The following is a 17,362-nucleotide window of genomic DNA, read 5'->3' on the forward strand; positions in this document are numbered from 1 at the left end:
ACGTATACGACCCTTGCCACCTTTGGAACGACTGATAACCTCGCCCTCGTTCGCGCGTTCGACCGGCCAATCCAGCGAGAAGGGACGATTTCCTCAGACGAAAGCAGGCAACCTCCAGCATAAGGCAGGCTCCCATGGCAGAGGTGATTCGCGTCAGGCCGACTCACGACGGCACCTATACCGTGTATCGCGGGACACTCGCGTTGATATGCGGTCTCACCCGCCTCCAGGCCGAGCGCTACGAAGCAAGTCTCAGCCGACAGCAGCGCGCCGACCTCGCGGTCGCCGGCATCTGAACCGCATCGTTGCCGATCATGGGGCCGGCGCCGCCGTCACGACGGCCGTGCCGGCTCACGCCCTCAGGCTCCGCCCGGCGCGCCGAGGTCGAGCGTGCCGAGATCGCCCACGGTGCCCGACGCGTCGAGGCCCCGCCGACGGGCCGTGACCGAGAACCCCTGGTCCACCCGGCCGATCTCGAACAGCAGGTAGGAGGCCCGGCGCGACGCGATCGCGCCGTGACCGTCCGCGCGCGCCGAGGCGGAGGGAGCTCCGATGACTGGGACGGTCCGCCCGTCCGGCCCCGCGATCCGGTCGATGCTGGTGACGTGATTGTGACCGTGCAGGATCAGGTCCGCGCCGGCCCGCCCGATCATCGCGGTGAACGCCGCCGCGTCCTTGAGCTCGCGGCCCGGCGAGGCGCCGCCGGGCTGCGGCGGATGGTGGATCATCACCACGCGGAACGGACGACCGGGCTCGGTGGCCAGGGCGCGGAGCAGGGTCTCGGCCGCGGCGAGCTGCGACGCGCCGAGGCGGCCGGTCGCCACGAACGGCTTCGTCGGGATCGCGCTGGACAGGCCGACCAGGGCCAGTGGGCCGCGGCGCCGCAGGTACGGGAAGTGGCCCCAGGAGCCCGAATCGTCCCCCGTGTAGCGGCCGCAGGCGGCGAGCAGGCCTTCCAGGGAGCCGCGGACATAGGCGTCGTGGTTGCCCGGCACGAAGCTCACCGCTTCGGGGGATCCGAGGGCTTCCAGGAAGGTGCGGGCGGTCTCCCACTCGCTGGGCAGGCCGATGTTGCACAGGTCGCCCGTGCAGGCGACGTGCCCGGCCTCCTGCGCCTTCAGGTCGGTGACCAGGGCCTCCAGCACGGTCATGTCGTGGCTGCGCGAGCGCCCCCGCCGCCAGTTGGCGTAGCCGGTGGCGCGCTTGCCGAGGAGCTGGCGGAGGCGCACCGGCCCGAGGGGCCCGACATGCGGATCGCTGAGATGGGCGAGGCGGAAGGTCAACGCCGATGGTCACCCTCGACACGGGGAAAGGCGCCCCGCATCGCGGGCGCGGCGCGTCCCGTCAAGCGCTTCCGATCAGCATCCCGACCACCAGCACCAGCGCGCCGCCGAGCATGACCTGCAGGGCCGCGCGCCAGAACGGCGTCGCCATGAAGCGCGTGCGGATCGCCGCGATGACCGCGAGCTCCACGATCACCACCAGAACCGCGAGGCTCGTGGCCAGGACGAACGGGTTCGGCCAGCCGGCCGGGAGCGTGTCGGGGATCGCGTAGGGCAGCGTGTGGCCGAGGCCGCCCAGCGTGGTCATCGCCCCGCAGACCAGGCCGCGCAGCCACGGATCGCCGCGGCCGGTGACGGCGCCGTCGTCCGACAGGGCCTCGGTGAACCCCATGCTGATGCCGGCCCCGACCGAGGCCGCGAGCCCCACCAGGAAGGTCGCGCCGTTGTGACCGGTGGCGAAGGCCGCCGCGAAGATCGGCGCGAGGGTCGAGACCGAGCCGTCGATCAGGCCGGCGAGGCCGGGCTGCACGTAGCGCAGCACGAAGGCGCGGCGCGCCTCGGCGTGCAGGTCGGCGGCGCTGTCGAGGGCGGCGGCCATGCGAATCTCCTTCTTTGGATCCATTCCAATCTATAGTCTGGAATTAATCTAAACAAGGCCCGCTGCCGTGTTTTCGCCGCGCCGCGGGAGCATCCGCGGCGTCGGAACGCCCGCCGATCCCGGCGGCCTAACCGTGTGGTTGTGGACGAGGCCGATTGTCTCGTCTCCGGAGCGGGAGCTAGACCATGCGCGGTCGAATTCGATCCGGACCTGATCGGGCGGCGGCACGCCGGCCCGCCCCAAGCGTGACATGAGCCTCGGTAAGCGTCTCCTCCGTAACCCCCCCGTGCAGCGCCTCCTCGGCCGTCTCGCGGCGGCCTATCTGCGGCTCGTGCGCCTCACCAACCGCTTCGAGATCCACGCGGGCGAGGCGTCCGCGGGCGCGGCGGACGGGTGGATCGACGCGCGCACGCCGCTGATCCTCGGCATGTGGCACGGCCAGCACATCATGATGCCGCTCCTGCGCCGGCCGGGCGACCGCGTGGCGACGATCATCTCGCGGAACCCGGACGGGAACATCAACACCATCGCGCTGGAGCGCTTCGGGATCCGGGTGATGCGCGCCTCGGGCGCCCGCGGCCGCGGCCGCGCCACCGATCAGCGCGCCAAGGGTGGCGCGGAGGGCTTGCGGGCGATGCTGCGGGCGCTGAAGGCCGGCGAATCCGTGGCCTTCAGCGCCGACGTGCCGAAGGTCTCCCGCCGATGCGACGCCGGGATTCTCACCCTCGCGCGCTTCTCCGGCCGGCCGATCGTCCCGGCGGCCGTGGTGACGAGCCGGCACCTGCGCTTCAGTTCGTGGGACCGGGCCTGCCTCGGGCTGCCCTTCGGCCGCGGCGCGATCGTGCTGGGCGACCCGATCTACGTCCCGCGGGACTGCGAGGGCGAAGCATTCGAGACGCTCCGACGCTTCGTCGAGGCCGAGATGAACCGGGTCCACGCCCGTGCCTACGCGCTCGTCGGGCGCTCTGACCGGGCGGCGCTCTACCGCGACCAGGTCCCTGAGATCGGCCAGGCGCCGGTGGGAGACCTCGCGTGAGGCGCCCCTCCGTGACCCTGCCGCTACAGGCCTACCGGGCCGGCCTGCGCATCGGCGAGCCGGCGCTGACGGGCCTGCTCGCGTGGCGCGCGCAGCGCGGCAAGGAGGATCCGCGCCGGCTCCCGGAGCGGCGGGGCCTCCCGGGGCGGGCCCGGCCGGTCGGGCCGCTCGCCTGGATGCACGGCGCGAGCGTCGGCGAGGCCCTGTCGTTGATCGGGCTCGTCGAGGGCATGATCGCCCGCGGCTTCTCGGTCCTCGTCACCACCGGCACGCGCGCGGCCGCCGAGCTGGTCGGCGTCCGGCTGCCCCCGGGCGCGGTGCATCAGTACATGCCCCTGGACGCGCCGCGCTGGGTCGGACGGTTCCTCGACCACTGGCAGCCGGACCTCGCGGTGATCGCCGAGTCGGAGATCTGGCCGAACACGATCCTGGCGCTCGACGAGCGCGAGATCCCGCTGATCCTGGTCAACGGGCGCATGTCGGAGCGCTCGTTCCGGGGCTGGGAGCGCTGCCCGCGCACCGCCAAGGCGCTCCTGGCGCGGATCGCGATCTGCCTCACGCAGACCCAGGAGGACGGCGAGCGCTTCGCCAAGCTCGGCGCGCCGCGGGTGAGCATCGCCGGCAACCTGAAATTCGACGCCTCGGTGCCGCCGGCCGACGCGCAGCAGCTCGCCTATCTGGGATCCATGGTGGCCGGCCGGCCGGTCTGGGTCGCGGCGAGCACGCATTCCGGCGAGGAGGCCATGGTCACCTACGCGCACGCGATGCTGAAGGCGCAGTTCCCCCAGCTCCTGACCATCATCGCCCCGCGTCATCCGGCCCGGGGGGGCGAGGCCGTCGCCTGCGCGAACGCCGTCGGCCTGCGCAGCGCGCTGCGGTCCACCGGCGGGCGACCCCATCCCTCGATCGAAGTCTACGTCGCCGACACGATCGGCGAGCTGGGGCTGTTCTACCGCCTCAGCCCCCTGGTGTTCCTCGGCGGTTCCCTGGTCCCGCGGGGCGGCCAGAACCCGATCGAGCCGCTGCGGCTCGACTCGGCGGTGCTTCACGGGCCGCACACCGAGAATTTCGGCGTGATCTACCACGCCCTCGACCGCGCCGGCGGCGCCATGCCGGTGCGCGACGGCGTCGAGCTGGCGGCGGTCGCCGCCGAGCTCCTCGGCGACCGGGAGCGCCTCGCCGACATGGCCTGCGCCGGGCAGCGTGCCCTGGAGCCGTTCGAGGGGGCGGTGGCGCGCACGCTCGCTGTCCTCGACCCGTTCGTGGCGCAGATGAAGCTCCAGCGCCTCGATCGCGGCAGCCCCGCGCGCCCGCTCGCGCGGGCCTGATGCGACCGCCGGCCTTCTGGGCCGCGGGGCCGGATCACCCGGCCGCGCGCGCGCTGGCGCCGGTCGGCGTGGCCTACGGGGCGCTCGTCGCGCGGCGGATGGACCGCCCCGGCGCGCGGGCCGGCTGCCCGGTCCTGTGCCTGGGCAACTTCACCCTCGGCGGTGCCGGCAAGACGCCGGCCGCCCTGGCGGTCGCGGGCCTCGTCGCGGACCTCGGCGCCGCGCCGGCCTTCCTGTCGCGCGGCTACGGCGGCCGGCTCGCGGGCCCGGTGCGGGTCGATCCCGCGCACCACGCCGCCGCCGATGTCGGCGACGAGCCGCTGCTCCTCGCCCGGCTCGCGCCCGCGATCGTCGCCCGCGACCGCCCGGCCGGGGCCGCCCTGTGCCGGAGCCTCGGCGCCGACGTCGTCGTGATGGATGACGGCCTCCAGAACCCGAGACTCGCCAAGGACCTCAGCCTCGCTGTGGTCGACGGCCCCGCCGGCCTCGGCAACGGCCTGCCGTTCCCGGCGGGGCCGCTGCGCGCGCCGCTCGCCCGGCAGTGGCCGCATGTCGGTGGCCTGATCGTGATCGGCGACGGGGCCGGGGGCGAGGCGGTCGCCCGGGCGGCCGCGCGGCGCGGCCTGCCCGTCCACCGGGCGCGCCTCGTCCCGGAGACGGACGACTTGGCCGGCCGCCGCTGCCTCGCCTTCGCGGGGATCGGCCGCCCGGAGAAGTTCTTCGCGACCCTGGCCGAGGCGGGGGCGGTGATCGTCGGGACGCGCCCCTACCCCGACCATCATCCCTACCGGGCGCGCGAGCTGGCGGCGCTTTCCGAGGCGGCCCGGCGCCTCGACGCCGCGCTCGTCACCACCGAGAAGGACGCGGTGCGCCTGCCGCCGGCCTTCGCGGCGGGCGTGCGGGTGCTGCGCGTCCGCCTCGCGCTCGACGACGCGGCCGCCCTGCGCCGGCAGATCCGCGGCGCGCTCGGCGCGCCGTGACCGTCAGGGGCGGCCGGTTTCCTTGAGCCGCCTGAGGATCGCCTCGGGGGAGACGTAGGCCTCCTGGCGGGCGGCGCTCCAGTAGCGCAGGGCGTCCAGCGGGATCGGCTCGCCGGTCACCGCGCAGCGCACGAAGCTGCCGGGCTTGACCACCCGCATGGTGCCGTCGCCGTACTCGACGACCGCCTCGCCGTTGTTCGCGCGCTCGTAACGACCCAGCACGTCCGCCTCCTGCTCAATGGTGCCTTCTACACGATCCGCGCCCGCCGCGATGCCCGCGGGGCTCAGGTCAGCATCGACGGGGTCTCATCCCGCGCCAGCATGGTCCGGGCCGCGGCCGCGTCGACATGCATCCGCTCGACCAGCGCCTCGGCGCTGGCGAACCGCTCCTCGCCGCGGATGTACCCGACGAACTCCACGGCGATGTCCTGCCCGTAGAGATCGCCGGAGAAGTCGAACAGGTAGGTCTCCAGCAACGGTGCGCCGTCGTCGAAGGTCGGGCGGCGGCCGTAGCTCGTCACGCCGTCGCGGAACGCGCCCGAGGCCAGGCGGACCCGCACCGCGTAGATGCCGTGCGCGAGCCCGCAATCGGGCAGCATCACGTTGGCGGTGGGGAAACCCAGCTGGCGGCCGCGCTTGTCGCCGTGGCGGACCGCGCCGAGGACGAACCAGCGGTAGCCGAGCAGCGCGTTGGCGCGGGCGACGTCGCCGGCCGCGAGGGCCTCGCGGATCGCGCTGGAGGAGACCGGCTCGGTCTCGCCGCCGAGGGCGACCGGCGCCACGATGCGGCAGCTCATCCCCGCCTCCCGGCAGAGGTCGGCCAGGATCGCGGGCGTGCCCTCGCGGCCGCGGCCGAAGTGGAAATCGTGTCCGACGACCACGCCGGACAGGCCCAGCGACCGCTTCAGGAAATCGAGCACGAAGGCGCGGGCGCCGGTTTCCGCCAGGGCCCCGTCGAAGCGGCGCACGATCAGCCCGTCGAGGCCGAGATGCGCGAACACGACCTCCTTGGCGGCGAGGCCGGTCAGCCGGAACATCGGCGCGTCGGGCGTGAAGTAGGCCCGCGGGTGCGGCTCGAAGGTCAGGATCGCGGCCGGCCGCCCGGCCGCGCGGGCGGCGGCGCGCACGCTGTCGACGAGCATCCGGTGCCCGAGATGGACGCCGTCGAAGTTGCCGATCGCCGCCACGGCGCCGGCCAGGGCCGGCGGGACGGGGGCGTCGGCGCGGCAGATCGTGAAGGGTCGCGCGGCCGTGTCGTCGCCTGTGGCCATCGGTTCGGGTCGAGTGCTCGGAAGGGTCGGATAGGGTCGCCTGACATGTCCGCGAGGGGCCCGACGCGGCCGGACCCTGCCGAAAGGCGCCCGGAGGGTCAAGCGAGGCGACGCCGCGCGGGCGGCCATGCGCCGCCCGCGCCGATTAACGGCTTCGCAATGCGCATGCCCTATTTGAAATGCTGTGCAGCGCAGCTAAATTGCAGCGTTAGCGAAGCGTTAATCTATCCGGGAGCCGCCGCGGCTTCCCGCCGGGCAATACGGAGCAGTTGTTCGATGGCTCTCGACCTGAGCATGCCGATCCTCGTTGTCGACGATTACCAGACGATGGTCCGCATTATTCGCAATCTACTGAAGCAGCTCGGCTTCGAGGAGGTCGACGACGCTTCCGACGGGACCGAGGCGCTCGCACGACTGAAGGGTCGCAAGTACGGGCTGGTCATCTCCGACTGGAACATGGAGCCGATGACCGGCTACGAGCTGCTCCGTCACGTGCGCGCCGACGAAAATCTTCGGACGACGCCGTTCATCATGGTGACGGCCGAATCGAAGACCGAGAACGTGATCGCGGCCAAGAAGGCCGGCGTGAACAACTACATCGTCAAGCCCTTCAACGCGGCCACGCTGAAGTCGAAGATCGAGGCGGTCTGCGGCAGCTGACCGGCCTCCCGTCTTCGACCACCGCGCGTCCGGACGGATCGCTCCCGCGCCGCCGGACGCCGAGACGTGGCGTGGCCGGCGAGGACGGTCACAGATCCGAGGAGGAGAGCATGTCGTCAGCCGCCGCACGGCAGACCGATCTGCGACTTCGCGAGCCGCAGACCGTGATCTCCGAGCTGATCGAGATCGCGGATTACATCGCCCATCTCCGCGAGGAGATCGGGGCGCTGCGCGCGAACGAGATGAGTCGCGACCGCATCCCCATGGCGCACGAGGAGCTCGGCAGCGTCGTGGAGGCGACCGCCGGCGCCACCAACACCATCATGGAGGCCGCCGAGGCGATGCTCGGTCTGCCCGACGGGCCGGGCTACCGCGACGCGGTCGAGGAGCGCATCAACACGATCTTCGAGGCCTGCGCGTTCCAGGACATCACCGGCCAGCGGATCGCCAAGGTGGTCGAATCGCTGCGCCTGTTCGAGCAGCGCCTCGCCCGCTTCGTCGGCGCCGTGAAGGCCCGCGATGCGGCCTCCATGGATCCCGCCGAGCGTGCCCGGCGGACCCGGGCCGAGGACCTCATGCTGAACGGCCCGCAGGCCGTGGACGCCACGCCCTCCCAGGACGACATCGACGCGCTGTTCGCCTGACGCGATCCGGGCCGGCGCGGGACCGGTTGTCTGAGGAAGGATCGCCGGCGCGACGGTCGACTCGGCGCCGGCCTGCCGGCTAGATCGCTTTCCGGACCCGCCGCGTGCGGGGCGGGCGGAGGCCGCGGCAGAGATGACGGCGCAGTTCTGGTCCGAGCTGACCACCGAAGACTTCACCCAACGGGACATGGGTCGCGCGATCGCCGTGCTGCCGGTGGCCGCCGTCGAGCAGCACGGTCCCCACCTCCCCCTCGCGACCGACACCGTGATCGCCGAGGGCTACCTCGCCCGGGTGCGCGACGGCGTGCCGGCGCATCTCGACGTGCTGCTGCTGCCGGTCCAGCCGGTGGGCAAGTCCGACGAGCACGACGCGTTTCCCGGCACGCTCTCCCTGAAGACCGGGACGGCGCTGGCCGCCTGGACGGGCATCGGCGCGGCCGTCCACCGCGCCGGCTGCCGCAAGCTGGTGATCGTCACGAGCCACGGCGGTAACAGCGCGCTCATCGATCTCGTGGCGGGCGAGCTGCGCGCCCGGTTCGGCATGGTCGCGGTCACGACATCCTGGGCGCGGCTCGGCTATCCCGAGGGTCTGTTCCCGGCGGACGAGATCGCCCACGGCATCCACGCCGGCGGCATCGAGACGGCGCTGATGCTGGCCCTGCGGCCGGACCTCGTCCGGACCGACCGGGTCGCGGATTTCCCGCCGCGCACGCTGTCGATGATCCGCGACTTCACCCACCTGCGCGCCGGCCGCCCCGCCGCCTTCGCGTGGAAGGCCGGCGATCTCCAGGCTTCGGGCGCCATGGGCGACGCGCGGCTCGGCACGGCCGAGGCGGGCCGCGCGGCGCTCGACCACGGCGCCCGGGCCTTCGTCGCCCTGCTGCGCGACGTCGACGCCTTCGAGCTCGCGCCGCCGGTGTAACCGCCGCCGCGCCGCCGCCGAAGGAGCCGGTACGCCGGGTCCGAACCGCCGGCGTGCGGGAGTTCCGGCCATGCGCCCTGCCCTCTTGATCGCCGCCGCCCTGCTGTGCGGCAGCCTCTACCCGGCCGACGCGGCGGAGCGCCCCGTCGTCGTCGAGCTGTTCACCTCGCAGAGCTGCTCCTCCTGCCCGCCCGCGGAGGCGCTGATCGGCCGCCTCGCCCACGAGCCGGCGGGGGCGCAGGGCGATGTCCTGCCGCTCGCGTTCCACGTCACCTACTGGAACCATCTCGACTGGCGCGATCGCTACGCCCTGCCGGCCGCCACCGCCCGCCAGGAGGCCTACGCGGCCCGTCTCGGCGGACCCACCTACACGCCGCAGGCGGTGATCGACGGGCAGGTCGGGCTGGTCGGCTCCGACGAGGCCGGCCTGCGCGCCGCGATCGCGCGCGCCCGGCAGGCCGGGCCCGGCATTCCCGTGACGCTGGCCCGCGACGGCGAGCAGGTCGTCGCGCAGATCGGTGCCGGGGCCGGCGGCGCCGCGGGCCGCGTCCTCCTGATCGGGTACGATCCGAGCCACACCACCCGCGTGCTGCGCGGCGAGAATGCCGGGCGCACCATCGAGCAGGCCAACATCGTCCGGTCGGTGCGCGACCTCGGGCGCTGGTCCGGCTCCGCCGCGACCTTCGCGTCGGCGCGTCCCGAGGGCGAGACGGCGGCCCTGCTGCTCCAGTCCGAGGACGGGCGGATCCTGGGCGCCGCGCGCCTCGCCGCGTCTCCCGCAACGTCGCCCGCCGCGACGGTCCGGGAGGCCGTGCGATGATCCTCGCCGTCCCGGGCGGGATGCCGGCGCGCGGCTGGGTGCTGGCGTCGGGATCGGACCGTGGGTTAGACACGCCGCGTGCCGGGGGACGGAACGACGGCGGAGCCCGGATGGCGCTCGAACAGGAACTGGCGACCCTGATGGCGGCGGCCCAGGGCGGCGACGCGGCCGCCTATCGCGCGCTGCTGAAGGCCTGTCTGCCCGTGGTCTCGGCGATCGCGCGGGCGCAGGGCGTGCGCGGCGAGGCGGTGGACGACGTCGTGCAGGACGCGCTGATGACCGTCCACCGGGCTCGGGCGAGCTACGATCCGGCCCGGCCGTTCCTGCCCTGGCTGCGCGCCATCACCCAGCGGCGGGCGATCGACCGGCTGCGCCGCGCCGGGCGGCGCCCGCGGGAGGTCAACGACCCGCTGGCCTACGAGGCGGAGGTCGATCCGGGGCCGGCCCCCGGCCACGGGCTGGAGGCGCGGGACCGGGCCGCCGCCCTGGCCAGGGCGGTGGCGGCCCTGCCCGACGGCCAGCGGCAGGCGGTCGAGCACCTGGGCCTGCGCGAGCTGTCGCTCGACGAGACCGCCGCCCTTACCGGCCGCAGCAAGGGGGCCCTCAAGGTGAACCTGCACCGGGCGCTGAAGGCGCTCCGGGCCAGCCTGACGCAGGAGCGGGAGTGATGCCCGGAGAGGGGAGCAACTGGGCCGGCGGCGACCTGTCCCGCCACGAGCGGCTGGTCGAGGAACTCGCGGTCGGGCTCGAACCCGTGCGGCCGCTGCCGGCCCCGGAGGCCCGCGCGGCCCTCTGGCTCGGCGTGACGCTGGTGCTCGGCGTGGTCCTCGCCGCCTGGGTCGGGACCGGCGGCTTCATGCTGCGCATGCATGTGCCGGATCTGGCCCTCGCGGCTTTGGGCGCCGTACTGACGGCGATCACGGCCGCCTACGCGGCCTTCGCCACCAGCGTGCCGGGACGGTCCGGCCGCTGGGCGCTGCTGCCGCTGCCGCCCCTCGCGCTCTGGATCGGCGCGAGCGGGCTGGGCTGCCTGCGCGACTGGATCGCGCCGGGGGCCGAGATGCACGGCGAGCACCCGATCACGGGCTGCTTCAGCTTCCTGATCTGCGTCTCGGTGCCGCTGTCCGTGCTGATCGTCGTGATGCTGCGGCGCGCCTGCCCGCTGCGGCCGAACCTCACGGCCGCCCTCGGGGGGCTGGCGGTGGCGGCGGCGGCGGCGGCGCTGCTGATGCCGGTCCACCCGCACGACGCCACCGCCACGGACCTGCTGTTCCACGCGGCGGCGGTCGCCATCGTGATCGCGGCGAACGGATTGGCCGGCGGCCGGCTGCTCGGCCGACACGCCGGGGCCGGCTAGGGCGTACCGACCGAGGCTCGCGAACTCGGCCGATCGCTCGAGGGGACGTCCGGTGCGGTCGCTTCACACCGCGCCGGGATCGAGGCCCGGCCAAGCCACGATCCGGTCCGGCAACTCGTCCTCCGAGAACTCCTCCTCGTTGCCGGCGAGCCGGCCGCGGACCGAGATGCCCGCCTCGTGCACGCTCGCGGCCCGGCCGGAGATCAGGGGGTGCCACGGGTAGAGCGGCTGCCCGTCGCGCACGAGCCGGTACGCGCAGGTCGGCGGCAGCCAGGCGATCGACCGCACCGCCTCCGGCGTCAGGCGCACGCAGTCGGGCACCCGCTTCTGCCGCCGCGCGTAGTCGCGGCACCGGCAGGTGAGGCCGTCGAGCAGGGTGCACCCGATATCGGTGTGGTGGACCTCGCCGGTATCCTCGTCCTCGAGCTTCATCAGGCAGCACCGTCCGCAGCCGTCGCACAGGCTCTCCCACTCGGACGGGGTCATGGCTTCGAGCGTCTTGGTCCGCCAGAACGGCTCGACCGCCCCGCGGCGCGGCGCCTCGGGCTTGGGCATCGGGAAAGTCTCTCAGAGGGGAGGCCGCCTCTCTGCCCGAGGCGCGGCACCGCTGCAAGCGTGGCAGCCGAGTGTCGCCGGCGGCCGCCCTGCGATTGCCATGCGACCGGATCGCCCCGTCGTGCGTTAAGGCCAAGCTCGTCCGCGGCGAATCACGAGACTGCGCAGAGCCTCGCCGCCGGTTCCGGATCCTGCTATGGACGTCGGATGCCGTGCGGTGGCGCCGGCGCAGGGTTCGTGTCCGCGGCGCGGGCGCCCGACCATCCGCCGCCAGGATCCGCCGCAGAGGCGCTCGACAAGCCGGGTTCGACATCGTGCGCCTGCCGACGTTCACCGAGATCAAGGTCCGCCTCGAACGCGCCGCCCTCGCCTTCGACGCCTGGGTCAACGCGAGCCTGTACGACGGCGGCCAGTCCACGGGTCAGGCCTACGAGCGCTTCCAGCGCGTCATGAGCCGCTTCGCGGTGCGCGGCTGGAAGCGCGTCGCCCTCGACCTGACGAGCGAGGGAGTGACGATCGGGACCGGCGGCGCCATCCTGATGCTCGCGCTGGCGCAGCCCGCCTTCCAGCTCACCAGCGAGAACTGGCTGAAGCAGCAGGATCTCGCCGTCACCTTCCTCGACCGCTACGGCACCGAGGTCGGGCGGCGCGGCATCAAGCACGATGACTCGCTGAAGCTCGACGACTTTCCCGACATCATGATCAAGGCGCTGGTCTCCACCGAGGACCGGCGCTTCTACGAGCACTGGGGCATCGACCCGATCGGCACGCTGCGGGCGCTGGTGAACAACTCCCGCGGCGGCAGCGGCACGCAGGGCGGGTCCTCGATCACCCAGCAGCTCGCCAAGAACCTGTTCCTGACGAACGAGCGCTCCCTGGAGCGGAAGGTCAACGAGGCGTTCCTGGCCCTGTGGCTCGAGAGCCATCTCACCAAGAACGAGATCCTGAAGCTCTACCTCGACCGCGCCTACATGGGCGGCGGCACCTTCGGCGCGGTGGCGGCGGCGGACTACTATTTCGGCAAGCCGCTCAAGGACATCAGCCTCGCCGAGGCCGCCATGCTGGCGGGCCTGTTCAAGGCGCCGACCAAGTACGCCCCGCACGTCAACCTGCCGGCGGCGCGCGCGCGGGCGGCGGACGTGCTGCACAACATGGTGGAGGCGGGCTTCGTCACCGAGGGCCAGATCCAGACGGCGCTCCGCAACCCGGCGACGCCGGTGACCCGCACCCGCGACATCACCGCCGACTACTACCTCGACTGGGCCTTCGGCGAGATCAAGGCGATGGCCGACGCGGGCAAGCTGCGCAACGACCGCGTGCTGACCGTGAAGACGCCGCTGGACCTCGCGATCCAGAAGCGGGCCGACGAGGCGGTGGCCGACATCCTGCGCAAATCCGGCGACGCCTACGACGTGGACGAGGCCGCCATGGTGATCCTCGATCCCGACGGGGCGCTGCGCGCCATGGTGGGCGGCGCGGATTACGGCGAGAGCCAGTTCAACCGCGCCACCGACGCGCTGCGCCAGCCCGGCTCCTCGTTCAAGCCCTACGTCTACTCGGCCGCGCTCGCCTCCGGGCTGTTCAAGCCCGACACGACGGTGGTCGACAGCCCCGTCTGCATCGGCAACTGGTGCCCGCAGAATTACGGCCGGTCCTATGCCGGACGGGTGCCGATGTGGCTCGCGGTGGCGAAGTCGATCAACACGATCCCGATCAAGATCTCGATCTCGCTGGGCAAGGCCATGGGCATCTCCCACGAGGCCAAGGCCGCCAAGGCGGGCCGCGCGAAGATCACGGAACTCGCGCACAAGATGGGCATCACCTCGAACCTGATCGACACGGTCTCGATGCCGATCGGCTCGGACGAGGTGACGGTCATCGACCAGGCGGCGGGCTACGCGGTGTTCGCCAACGGCGGCTTCCGCGCCAAGCCCTACGCGGCCATCGAGGTGAAGAACTCGTCCGGCGAGGTGATCTACCGCCACGCCGACGAGGCGCCCGAGCGGGTTCTCTCGCCCCAGGTCGTGGCGGACATGAACTTCATGCTCAACAAGGTGGTCGAGGAGGGCACCGGCAAGCGGGCCCAGCTCGAGGGCGTGAAGGTGGCGGGCAAGTCCGGCACGACGAACGCCTACCGGGACGCGTGGTTCGTCGGCTACACCGGCAATTACGTCGGCGCCGTCTGGTTCGGCAACGACGACCACACCTCGACCAACAAGCTCACCGGCGGCTCCCTCCCGGCCCAGCTCTGGCACGACGTCATGGAGCCGGCCCACCAGGGCATCGAGATCAAGGGCCTGCCCGGCCTGAAGGAGAGCCCGCGCGCCGCCCAGCAGCAGGCCTCCGGCGGCCCGACCGCGCCGACCGATCCCAATGCCAGCGCCTACGGCAAGCTCTCGCGCCGCTCCTTCGAGGTGATCAGCGGCCTGAACGGCCTGTTCCGCACCGTCGAGCGCGCGCCCGGCTCGGCCGCGGACGCGCCTGCCGGCGCCGGAAGCGCGCCGAGGACCGGCCGGAAGCCCGGCGACCGGGCGGCGGCGCCGCCGTCGGGTCAGCTGCGCGAGGTCGCCGAGGGCGCCCGCCCGGTCGGCGGCTTCACCGAGGTGCGGTGAGCGCATGAAGCTCACGATCCCCGAGGCGCTCGGCCGGACCTCCGTGTTCGCCGGCGCCCCACGCAACGGCGCTGCGCGCTTCGTCCTGCGCCTCTGGCGCAAGAGCTCGATCGCCGGCCTCGCCGCCTACACCCTGGCGCTGGGCGCCGTCCTGGGACTCGCCAGCGCCGACTGGGCCACGAGCGGCGGCTACCCGTTCGGCGGCGTGCAGGTCGGAGCCTGGACCGCGTGGCCGCGGGCCGGCGCGGCGAATGCCGATCCCTACACCCGCGCCGTCAACGCGCGCCGCGGCGAGATCCCTCTGGCGGTCGGTGAGGGCCTGCTTCTGACCGCGGCGGTCGACGATTCCGGTCAGGCGCTCGACGCGACCTGCACGTACCGGATCGGCGGCGCGACACCGCCCGCCCGCGCCTGGACCGTCACGGTCGCCGGGCGCGGCGCGCGCGAACCCGGCCGCGCGCCGCTGCGCGAGGGCTTCACCTCCACGGAAGTGCTGCGCACGGCCGACGGGCGCTTCACGATCACGCTCGCGCCGGATGTCCAGCCGGGCAACTGGCTCCCGAGCCCGCGGGCGAGCGGGCCGGTCCGCCTCGCCCTGCGCCTGTACGATACGCCGGTCGCCGCCAGCGTCGGATCCCTCGACCGAAGTGCCGTGCCGGCCATCACCCGCGTGGGGTGCGCCCCGTGAGCCTGCGCTTCGTCTACGCCACGCTGATCGGCCTCGTGCTCGCCGGGATCGTCCACATCGCGGCGGTCCTGGCGATCCCCGCCCTGTCGGAGGCCGACGCGGTCTCGCGCGCCCGCACCAGCGAGAACCTGGACCATCCGCAATCGATCTACGCGGTCGCGACCGGCGACGACCCCTCCCCGCCCGAGGCGTGGCTGCCGATCCCGGATCCGGCGGTCGCCGTGGGCGTCTGCGCCTACAACCTCGCGGACGGGCCCATGCGCGTCTCGGCCCGCACCGGTCCGCTGTCGCTCTCGCTCGCCGCGCATGCCCGCCGCGGGGCGTTCTACGCGGTGACCGATCAGGCCGCGGTCCGCGGGGCCCTGGATCTCGTGATCCTGACCCGGGCGCAGTACGACGAGGCGCTGGCCGACGACGACGAGAACGATCCGAGCCGCGACGTGCGCATCGTCGCGCCCGACGCGCGCGGCTTCGTGGTGGTGCGGGTGATCGCCGGTCTCCCGAGCCAGAGGCCCGCCGCCAACGCCGCCGTCCAGGCCGTCTCCTGCACCACCGACACGCCGACGGACGATGCGTCCGCGGGCAAGGACACGCCCGGCAAGGACGCGTCGGGCAAGGATGCGTCGGGCAAGGGAGCGGGACGCTGAGCGAGGACGCCGCACGGGTCCGCGGCGCCGGTCGGCCGGTGCCGAGCCCCCGCGGCCCCGCGTTCTCCCGGATGACGGCGCCGGCCCCGCCGACGCGATGATCGCAGCCGCCGCGACGATGCCGTCCTCGGCCGCCGGGATCACGCGATCCGCCCTCGATCTGATCGGCAACACGCCGCTCGTCGCCCTCGAACGCGTCCATCCCGGTCCGGGCCGCATCCTCGCGAAGGCCGAGTTCATGCAGCCCGGCGGCAGCGTCAAGGACCGCGCCGCCCGCGCCATCCTGCTGGCCGCGCGCGCGGACGGCCGCCTCGCCGCGGGGGCGCCCGTGGTGGAGATGACCAGCGGCAACATGGGGGCCGGCCTCGCGGTGGCCTGCGCGGCCCTCGGGCACCCGCTCGTGGTCACGATGTCGGCCGGGAACAGCCTCCAGCGCGTGCGGATGCTCGAGGCGCTCGGGGCGGAGGTCGTGCGGGTGCCGCAGGTGGACGGCGTCCCGGGGCAGGTCACGGGCGCCGACGTGCGGGCGGCCGCTGACGCGGCGGAGCGGGTCGCGACCAAGCGGGGCGGCTTCTACATCGACCAGTTCCACGCGCCGGAGGGCCTGCGCGCGCATCGCGAGACGACCGGACCAGAGATCTGGGCGCAATCGTCCGGCCGGGTCGATGCCTGGGTGGCGGCCGTGGGCACGGGCGCGACCTTCCTCGGCGTGGCCGCGGCCCTGCGCAAGCGCAACCCGTCCCTGATCTGCGCCGCGGTCGAGCCGGCGGGCTGTCAGCCCCTCGGCGGATTGCCGGTCACGAAGCACCGGCACCTGATCCAGGGCACCGGCTACGGCAGCGTCCCGCCGCACTGGACGGCCGGCCTGATGGACTTGTCCATCCCGGTGACCGACGCGGCGGCCGAGGAGTGGCGGCGGGCCCTGGCGACGCGGGAGGGCCTGCACGTCGGCTACTCGGCGGCGGCCAACGTCGCGGCGACGGTCGCGCTGCTGTCGTCCGGGCGCCTCCCCAGCGACGCGACCGCCGTGACCGTCCTCTGCGACACCGGACTGAAGTACTAGTGCCGGCGGAGTCCGGCCTCCGGCCATCCGCGCGGCACGACCCTCATCCTCGGGCGGCCTCGAGCGCTCAGTATTTGACCACCAGCGGTTCCGCCTGCGCGACCGGTGGGGGCGGCAGCGGAAGCGGCCCGAGGCCGCACCGGGCCGCGGCGTCCGGCGGCAGGAGCGGGTCGAGCAGGTTGCGGCGCGCGGCCAGCATCAGGATGGACCGCTCGGCCGAGACCGATTCCGGCGCCGGCGCGGCCGCGAACAGGTGCTCCAGCGCGAACCGGTAGCGGGCGAGCCGCAGGCCGGCCTCGAAGCGCACCCAGGCGATCAGGCAGCGGTTCTCGGCGACCCGCTGGACGGCATCCCGCACGGCGGCGTCGTCGAGGGTCTTGGCGAAGGGCAGGCTGCGCAGGCGAGCGGCATCCGCGTCGATGACGCGGGCGGCCAGCGCCACGAAGAGCGGGATCAGCCGCGCGTCGGCGGTCGCGTCGTCGCTGAGCTTCCGGTAGCGGGAGACTGGGGAGCGGGACGGCTCCTCCGTCAGGGCCTCGTAATAGGCGCCGACTTCCTCGTAGCGCCACGTCGGCGGGAGCGCGTGGGCGCTGGCGAGGCCGAACACCGTGTCCTGGAAGGCCGTGAAGTTGCTGGCCGGCGCGACGAACCGCCACGCGCGGTCGCGCAGGGTCAGTTCGTCGTCGGTGAGGCCGGAATCGAGCAGGAGGCGCCCACGATCCCGGGTGCTGAAGCTGCCCGTCGTGTCGATGAGCCCGTTCCAGACCCCCGTGCGCGGCCGGCCGAAATCGCCGCTCTGGGTGCAGGCCGCGAGCAGGGCGAGCGCGGCGCCGGCGGGGGCGAGGCGCAGCGTGGTGCGCGCGCGGTCGGGCTGCCGGCGATCCGGGGCTGACATGGG

The 17,362-nt window shown here is 73.6% G+C and carries 19 protein-coding genes and 1 pseudogene; 14 read left to right on the forward strand and 6 right to left on the reverse strand.

Features of this window, described 5'->3' with window-relative positions; translation table 11 throughout:
• Positions 1-134: 134 nt before the first annotated feature.
• Positions 135-296, forward strand: coding sequence for a hypothetical protein (locus tag ACLBX8_RS24395; RefSeq protein WP_012317896.1), 162 nt, complete (start codon positions 135-137; stop codon positions 294-296).
• Between the two features lie 63 nt (positions 297-359).
• Here ACLBX8_RS24395 and ACLBX8_RS24400 read toward each other — a convergent pair whose 3' ends face one another.
• Positions 360-1,283, reverse strand: a complete 924-nt coding sequence (locus tag ACLBX8_RS24400) for a metallophosphoesterase family protein (protein ID WP_447700379.1) — start codon at positions 1,281-1,283, stop codon at positions 360-362.
• Positions 1,284-1,344: 61 nt separating this feature from the next.
• A pseudogene (locus ACLBX8_RS24405) lies at positions 1,345-1,836 on the reverse strand (VIT1/CCC1 transporter family protein); the annotation flags it as partial.
• Between the two features lie 295 nt (positions 1,837-2,131).
• On the opposite strand from ACLBX8_RS24405, the gene ACLBX8_RS24410 reads away from it, so the two are divergent.
• Genes ACLBX8_RS24410 through lpxK form a run of 3 tightly spaced genes read left to right on the forward strand, consistent with a single transcriptional unit; the run spans position 2,132 to position 5,225 of the window.
• The gene (locus tag ACLBX8_RS24410; protein ID WP_447700378.1) at positions 2,132-2,917 is read left to right on the forward strand and encodes a lysophospholipid acyltransferase family protein; all 786 of its coding nucleotides are present in this window, start codon (positions 2,132-2,134) and stop codon (positions 2,915-2,917) included.
• Entirely contained in the window at positions 2,914-4,245 is a 1,332-nt protein-coding gene (locus ACLBX8_RS24415; protein ID WP_447700377.1) for a 3-deoxy-D-manno-octulosonic acid transferase, read from the forward strand. The genes ACLBX8_RS24410 and ACLBX8_RS24415 overlap by 4 nt, the downstream gene beginning before the upstream one ends.
• Positions 4,245-5,225 carry a tetraacyldisaccharide 4'-kinase gene (gene lpxK, locus ACLBX8_RS24420; protein ID WP_447700376.1) on the forward strand — a complete coding sequence of 327 codons (981 nt, stop codon included), beginning with the start codon at positions 4,245-4,247 and terminating at the stop codon, positions 5,223-5,225. Before ACLBX8_RS24415 ends, lpxK begins: the two co-directional genes overlap by 1 nt.
• Before the next feature lie 3 nt (positions 5,226-5,228).
• Here lpxK and ACLBX8_RS24425 read toward each other — a convergent pair whose 3' ends face one another.
• Positions 5,229-5,447 (reverse strand): DUF2093 domain-containing protein, encoded by a 219-nt coding sequence (locus tag ACLBX8_RS24425; protein WP_020093695.1) that lies wholly within the window; start codon positions 5,445-5,447, stop codon positions 5,229-5,231.
• A gap of 62 nt (positions 5,448-5,509) precedes the next feature.
• Complete coding sequence (locus ACLBX8_RS24430) at positions 5,510-6,496, reverse strand: bifunctional riboflavin kinase/FAD synthetase (protein WP_447700375.1); 987 nt, start codon at positions 6,494-6,496, stop codon at positions 5,510-5,512.
• Positions 6,497-6,772: 276 nt separating this feature from the next.
• Here ACLBX8_RS24430 and ACLBX8_RS24435 point away from each other — a divergent pair, with 276 nt between their 5' ends.
• The 6 genes from ACLBX8_RS24435 (at position 6,773) to ACLBX8_RS24460 (ending at position 10,899) form a co-directional block, all read left to right on the forward strand.
• Entirely contained in the window at positions 6,773-7,156 is a 384-nt protein-coding gene (locus ACLBX8_RS24435) for a response regulator (protein ID WP_012317888.1), read from the forward strand.
• Positions 7,157-7,266: 110 nt separating this feature from the next.
• On the forward strand, positions 7,267-7,800 hold the full coding sequence (locus ACLBX8_RS24440) for a protein phosphatase CheZ (RefSeq protein ID WP_020093693.1): 534 nt from the start codon (positions 7,267-7,269) through the stop codon (positions 7,798-7,800).
• 133 nt (positions 7,801-7,933) lie between these two features.
• Positions 7,934-8,722, forward strand: a complete 789-nt coding sequence (locus tag ACLBX8_RS24445; RefSeq protein WP_447700374.1) for a creatininase family protein — start codon at positions 7,934-7,936, stop codon at positions 8,720-8,722.
• 70 nt (positions 8,723-8,792) lie between these two features.
• Entirely contained in the window at positions 8,793-9,542 is a 750-nt protein-coding gene (locus ACLBX8_RS24450) for a DUF1223 domain-containing protein (protein ID WP_447700373.1), read from the forward strand.
• A 110-nt stretch (positions 9,543-9,652) separates the two neighbouring features.
• Entirely contained in the window at positions 9,653-10,210 is a 558-nt protein-coding gene (locus tag ACLBX8_RS24455; RefSeq protein ID WP_020093690.1) for a sigma-70 family RNA polymerase sigma factor, read from the forward strand.
• The gene (locus tag ACLBX8_RS24460) at positions 10,210-10,899 is read left to right on the forward strand and encodes an NrsF family protein (RefSeq protein ID WP_447700372.1); all 690 of its coding nucleotides are present in this window, start codon (positions 10,210-10,212) and stop codon (positions 10,897-10,899) included. The genes ACLBX8_RS24455 and ACLBX8_RS24460 overlap by 1 nt, the downstream gene beginning before the upstream one ends.
• A gap of 63 nt (positions 10,900-10,962) precedes the next feature.
• Here ACLBX8_RS24460 and ACLBX8_RS24465 read toward each other — a convergent pair whose 3' ends face one another.
• Positions 10,963-11,454, reverse strand: a complete 492-nt coding sequence (locus ACLBX8_RS24465; protein ID WP_447700371.1) for a YcgN family cysteine cluster protein — start codon at positions 11,452-11,454, stop codon at positions 10,963-10,965.
• Positions 11,455-11,768: 314 nt separating this feature from the next.
• Here ACLBX8_RS24465 and ACLBX8_RS24470 point away from each other — a divergent pair, with 314 nt between their 5' ends.
• The 4 genes from ACLBX8_RS24470 to ACLBX8_RS24485 all read left to right on the forward strand — a co-directional run bounded on the left by ACLBX8_RS24470 (position 11,769) and on the right by ACLBX8_RS24485 (position 16,464).
• The gene (locus tag ACLBX8_RS24470; RefSeq protein ID WP_447700370.1) at positions 11,769-14,066 is read left to right on the forward strand and encodes a transglycosylase domain-containing protein; all 2,298 of its coding nucleotides are present in this window, start codon (positions 11,769-11,771) and stop codon (positions 14,064-14,066) included.
• A 4-nt stretch (positions 14,067-14,070) separates the two neighbouring features.
• Positions 14,071-14,754, forward strand: a complete 684-nt coding sequence (locus tag ACLBX8_RS24475) for a DUF1214 domain-containing protein (protein ID WP_020093686.1) — start codon at positions 14,071-14,073, stop codon at positions 14,752-14,754.
• A complete protein-coding gene (locus ACLBX8_RS24480) occupies positions 14,742-15,401 on the forward strand; it encodes a DUF1254 domain-containing protein (RefSeq protein ID WP_107351944.1) in 660 nt (219 codons plus the stop codon). Before ACLBX8_RS24475 ends, ACLBX8_RS24480 begins: the two co-directional genes overlap by 13 nt.
• A gap of 97 nt (positions 15,402-15,498) precedes the next feature.
• Positions 15,499-16,464, forward strand: a complete 966-nt coding sequence (locus ACLBX8_RS24485; protein ID WP_447715858.1) for a PLP-dependent cysteine synthase family protein — start codon at positions 15,499-15,501, stop codon at positions 16,462-16,464.
• A gap of 67 nt (positions 16,465-16,531) precedes the next feature.
• Here ACLBX8_RS24485 and ACLBX8_RS24490 read toward each other — a convergent pair whose 3' ends face one another.
• Positions 16,532-17,359, reverse strand: a complete 828-nt coding sequence (locus ACLBX8_RS24490; RefSeq protein ID WP_447700368.1) for a hypothetical protein — start codon at positions 17,357-17,359, stop codon at positions 16,532-16,534.
• Positions 17,360-17,362: the final 3 nt, after the last annotated feature.

The sequence above is a fragment of the Methylobacterium sp. D48H genome (assembly GCF_053345715.1).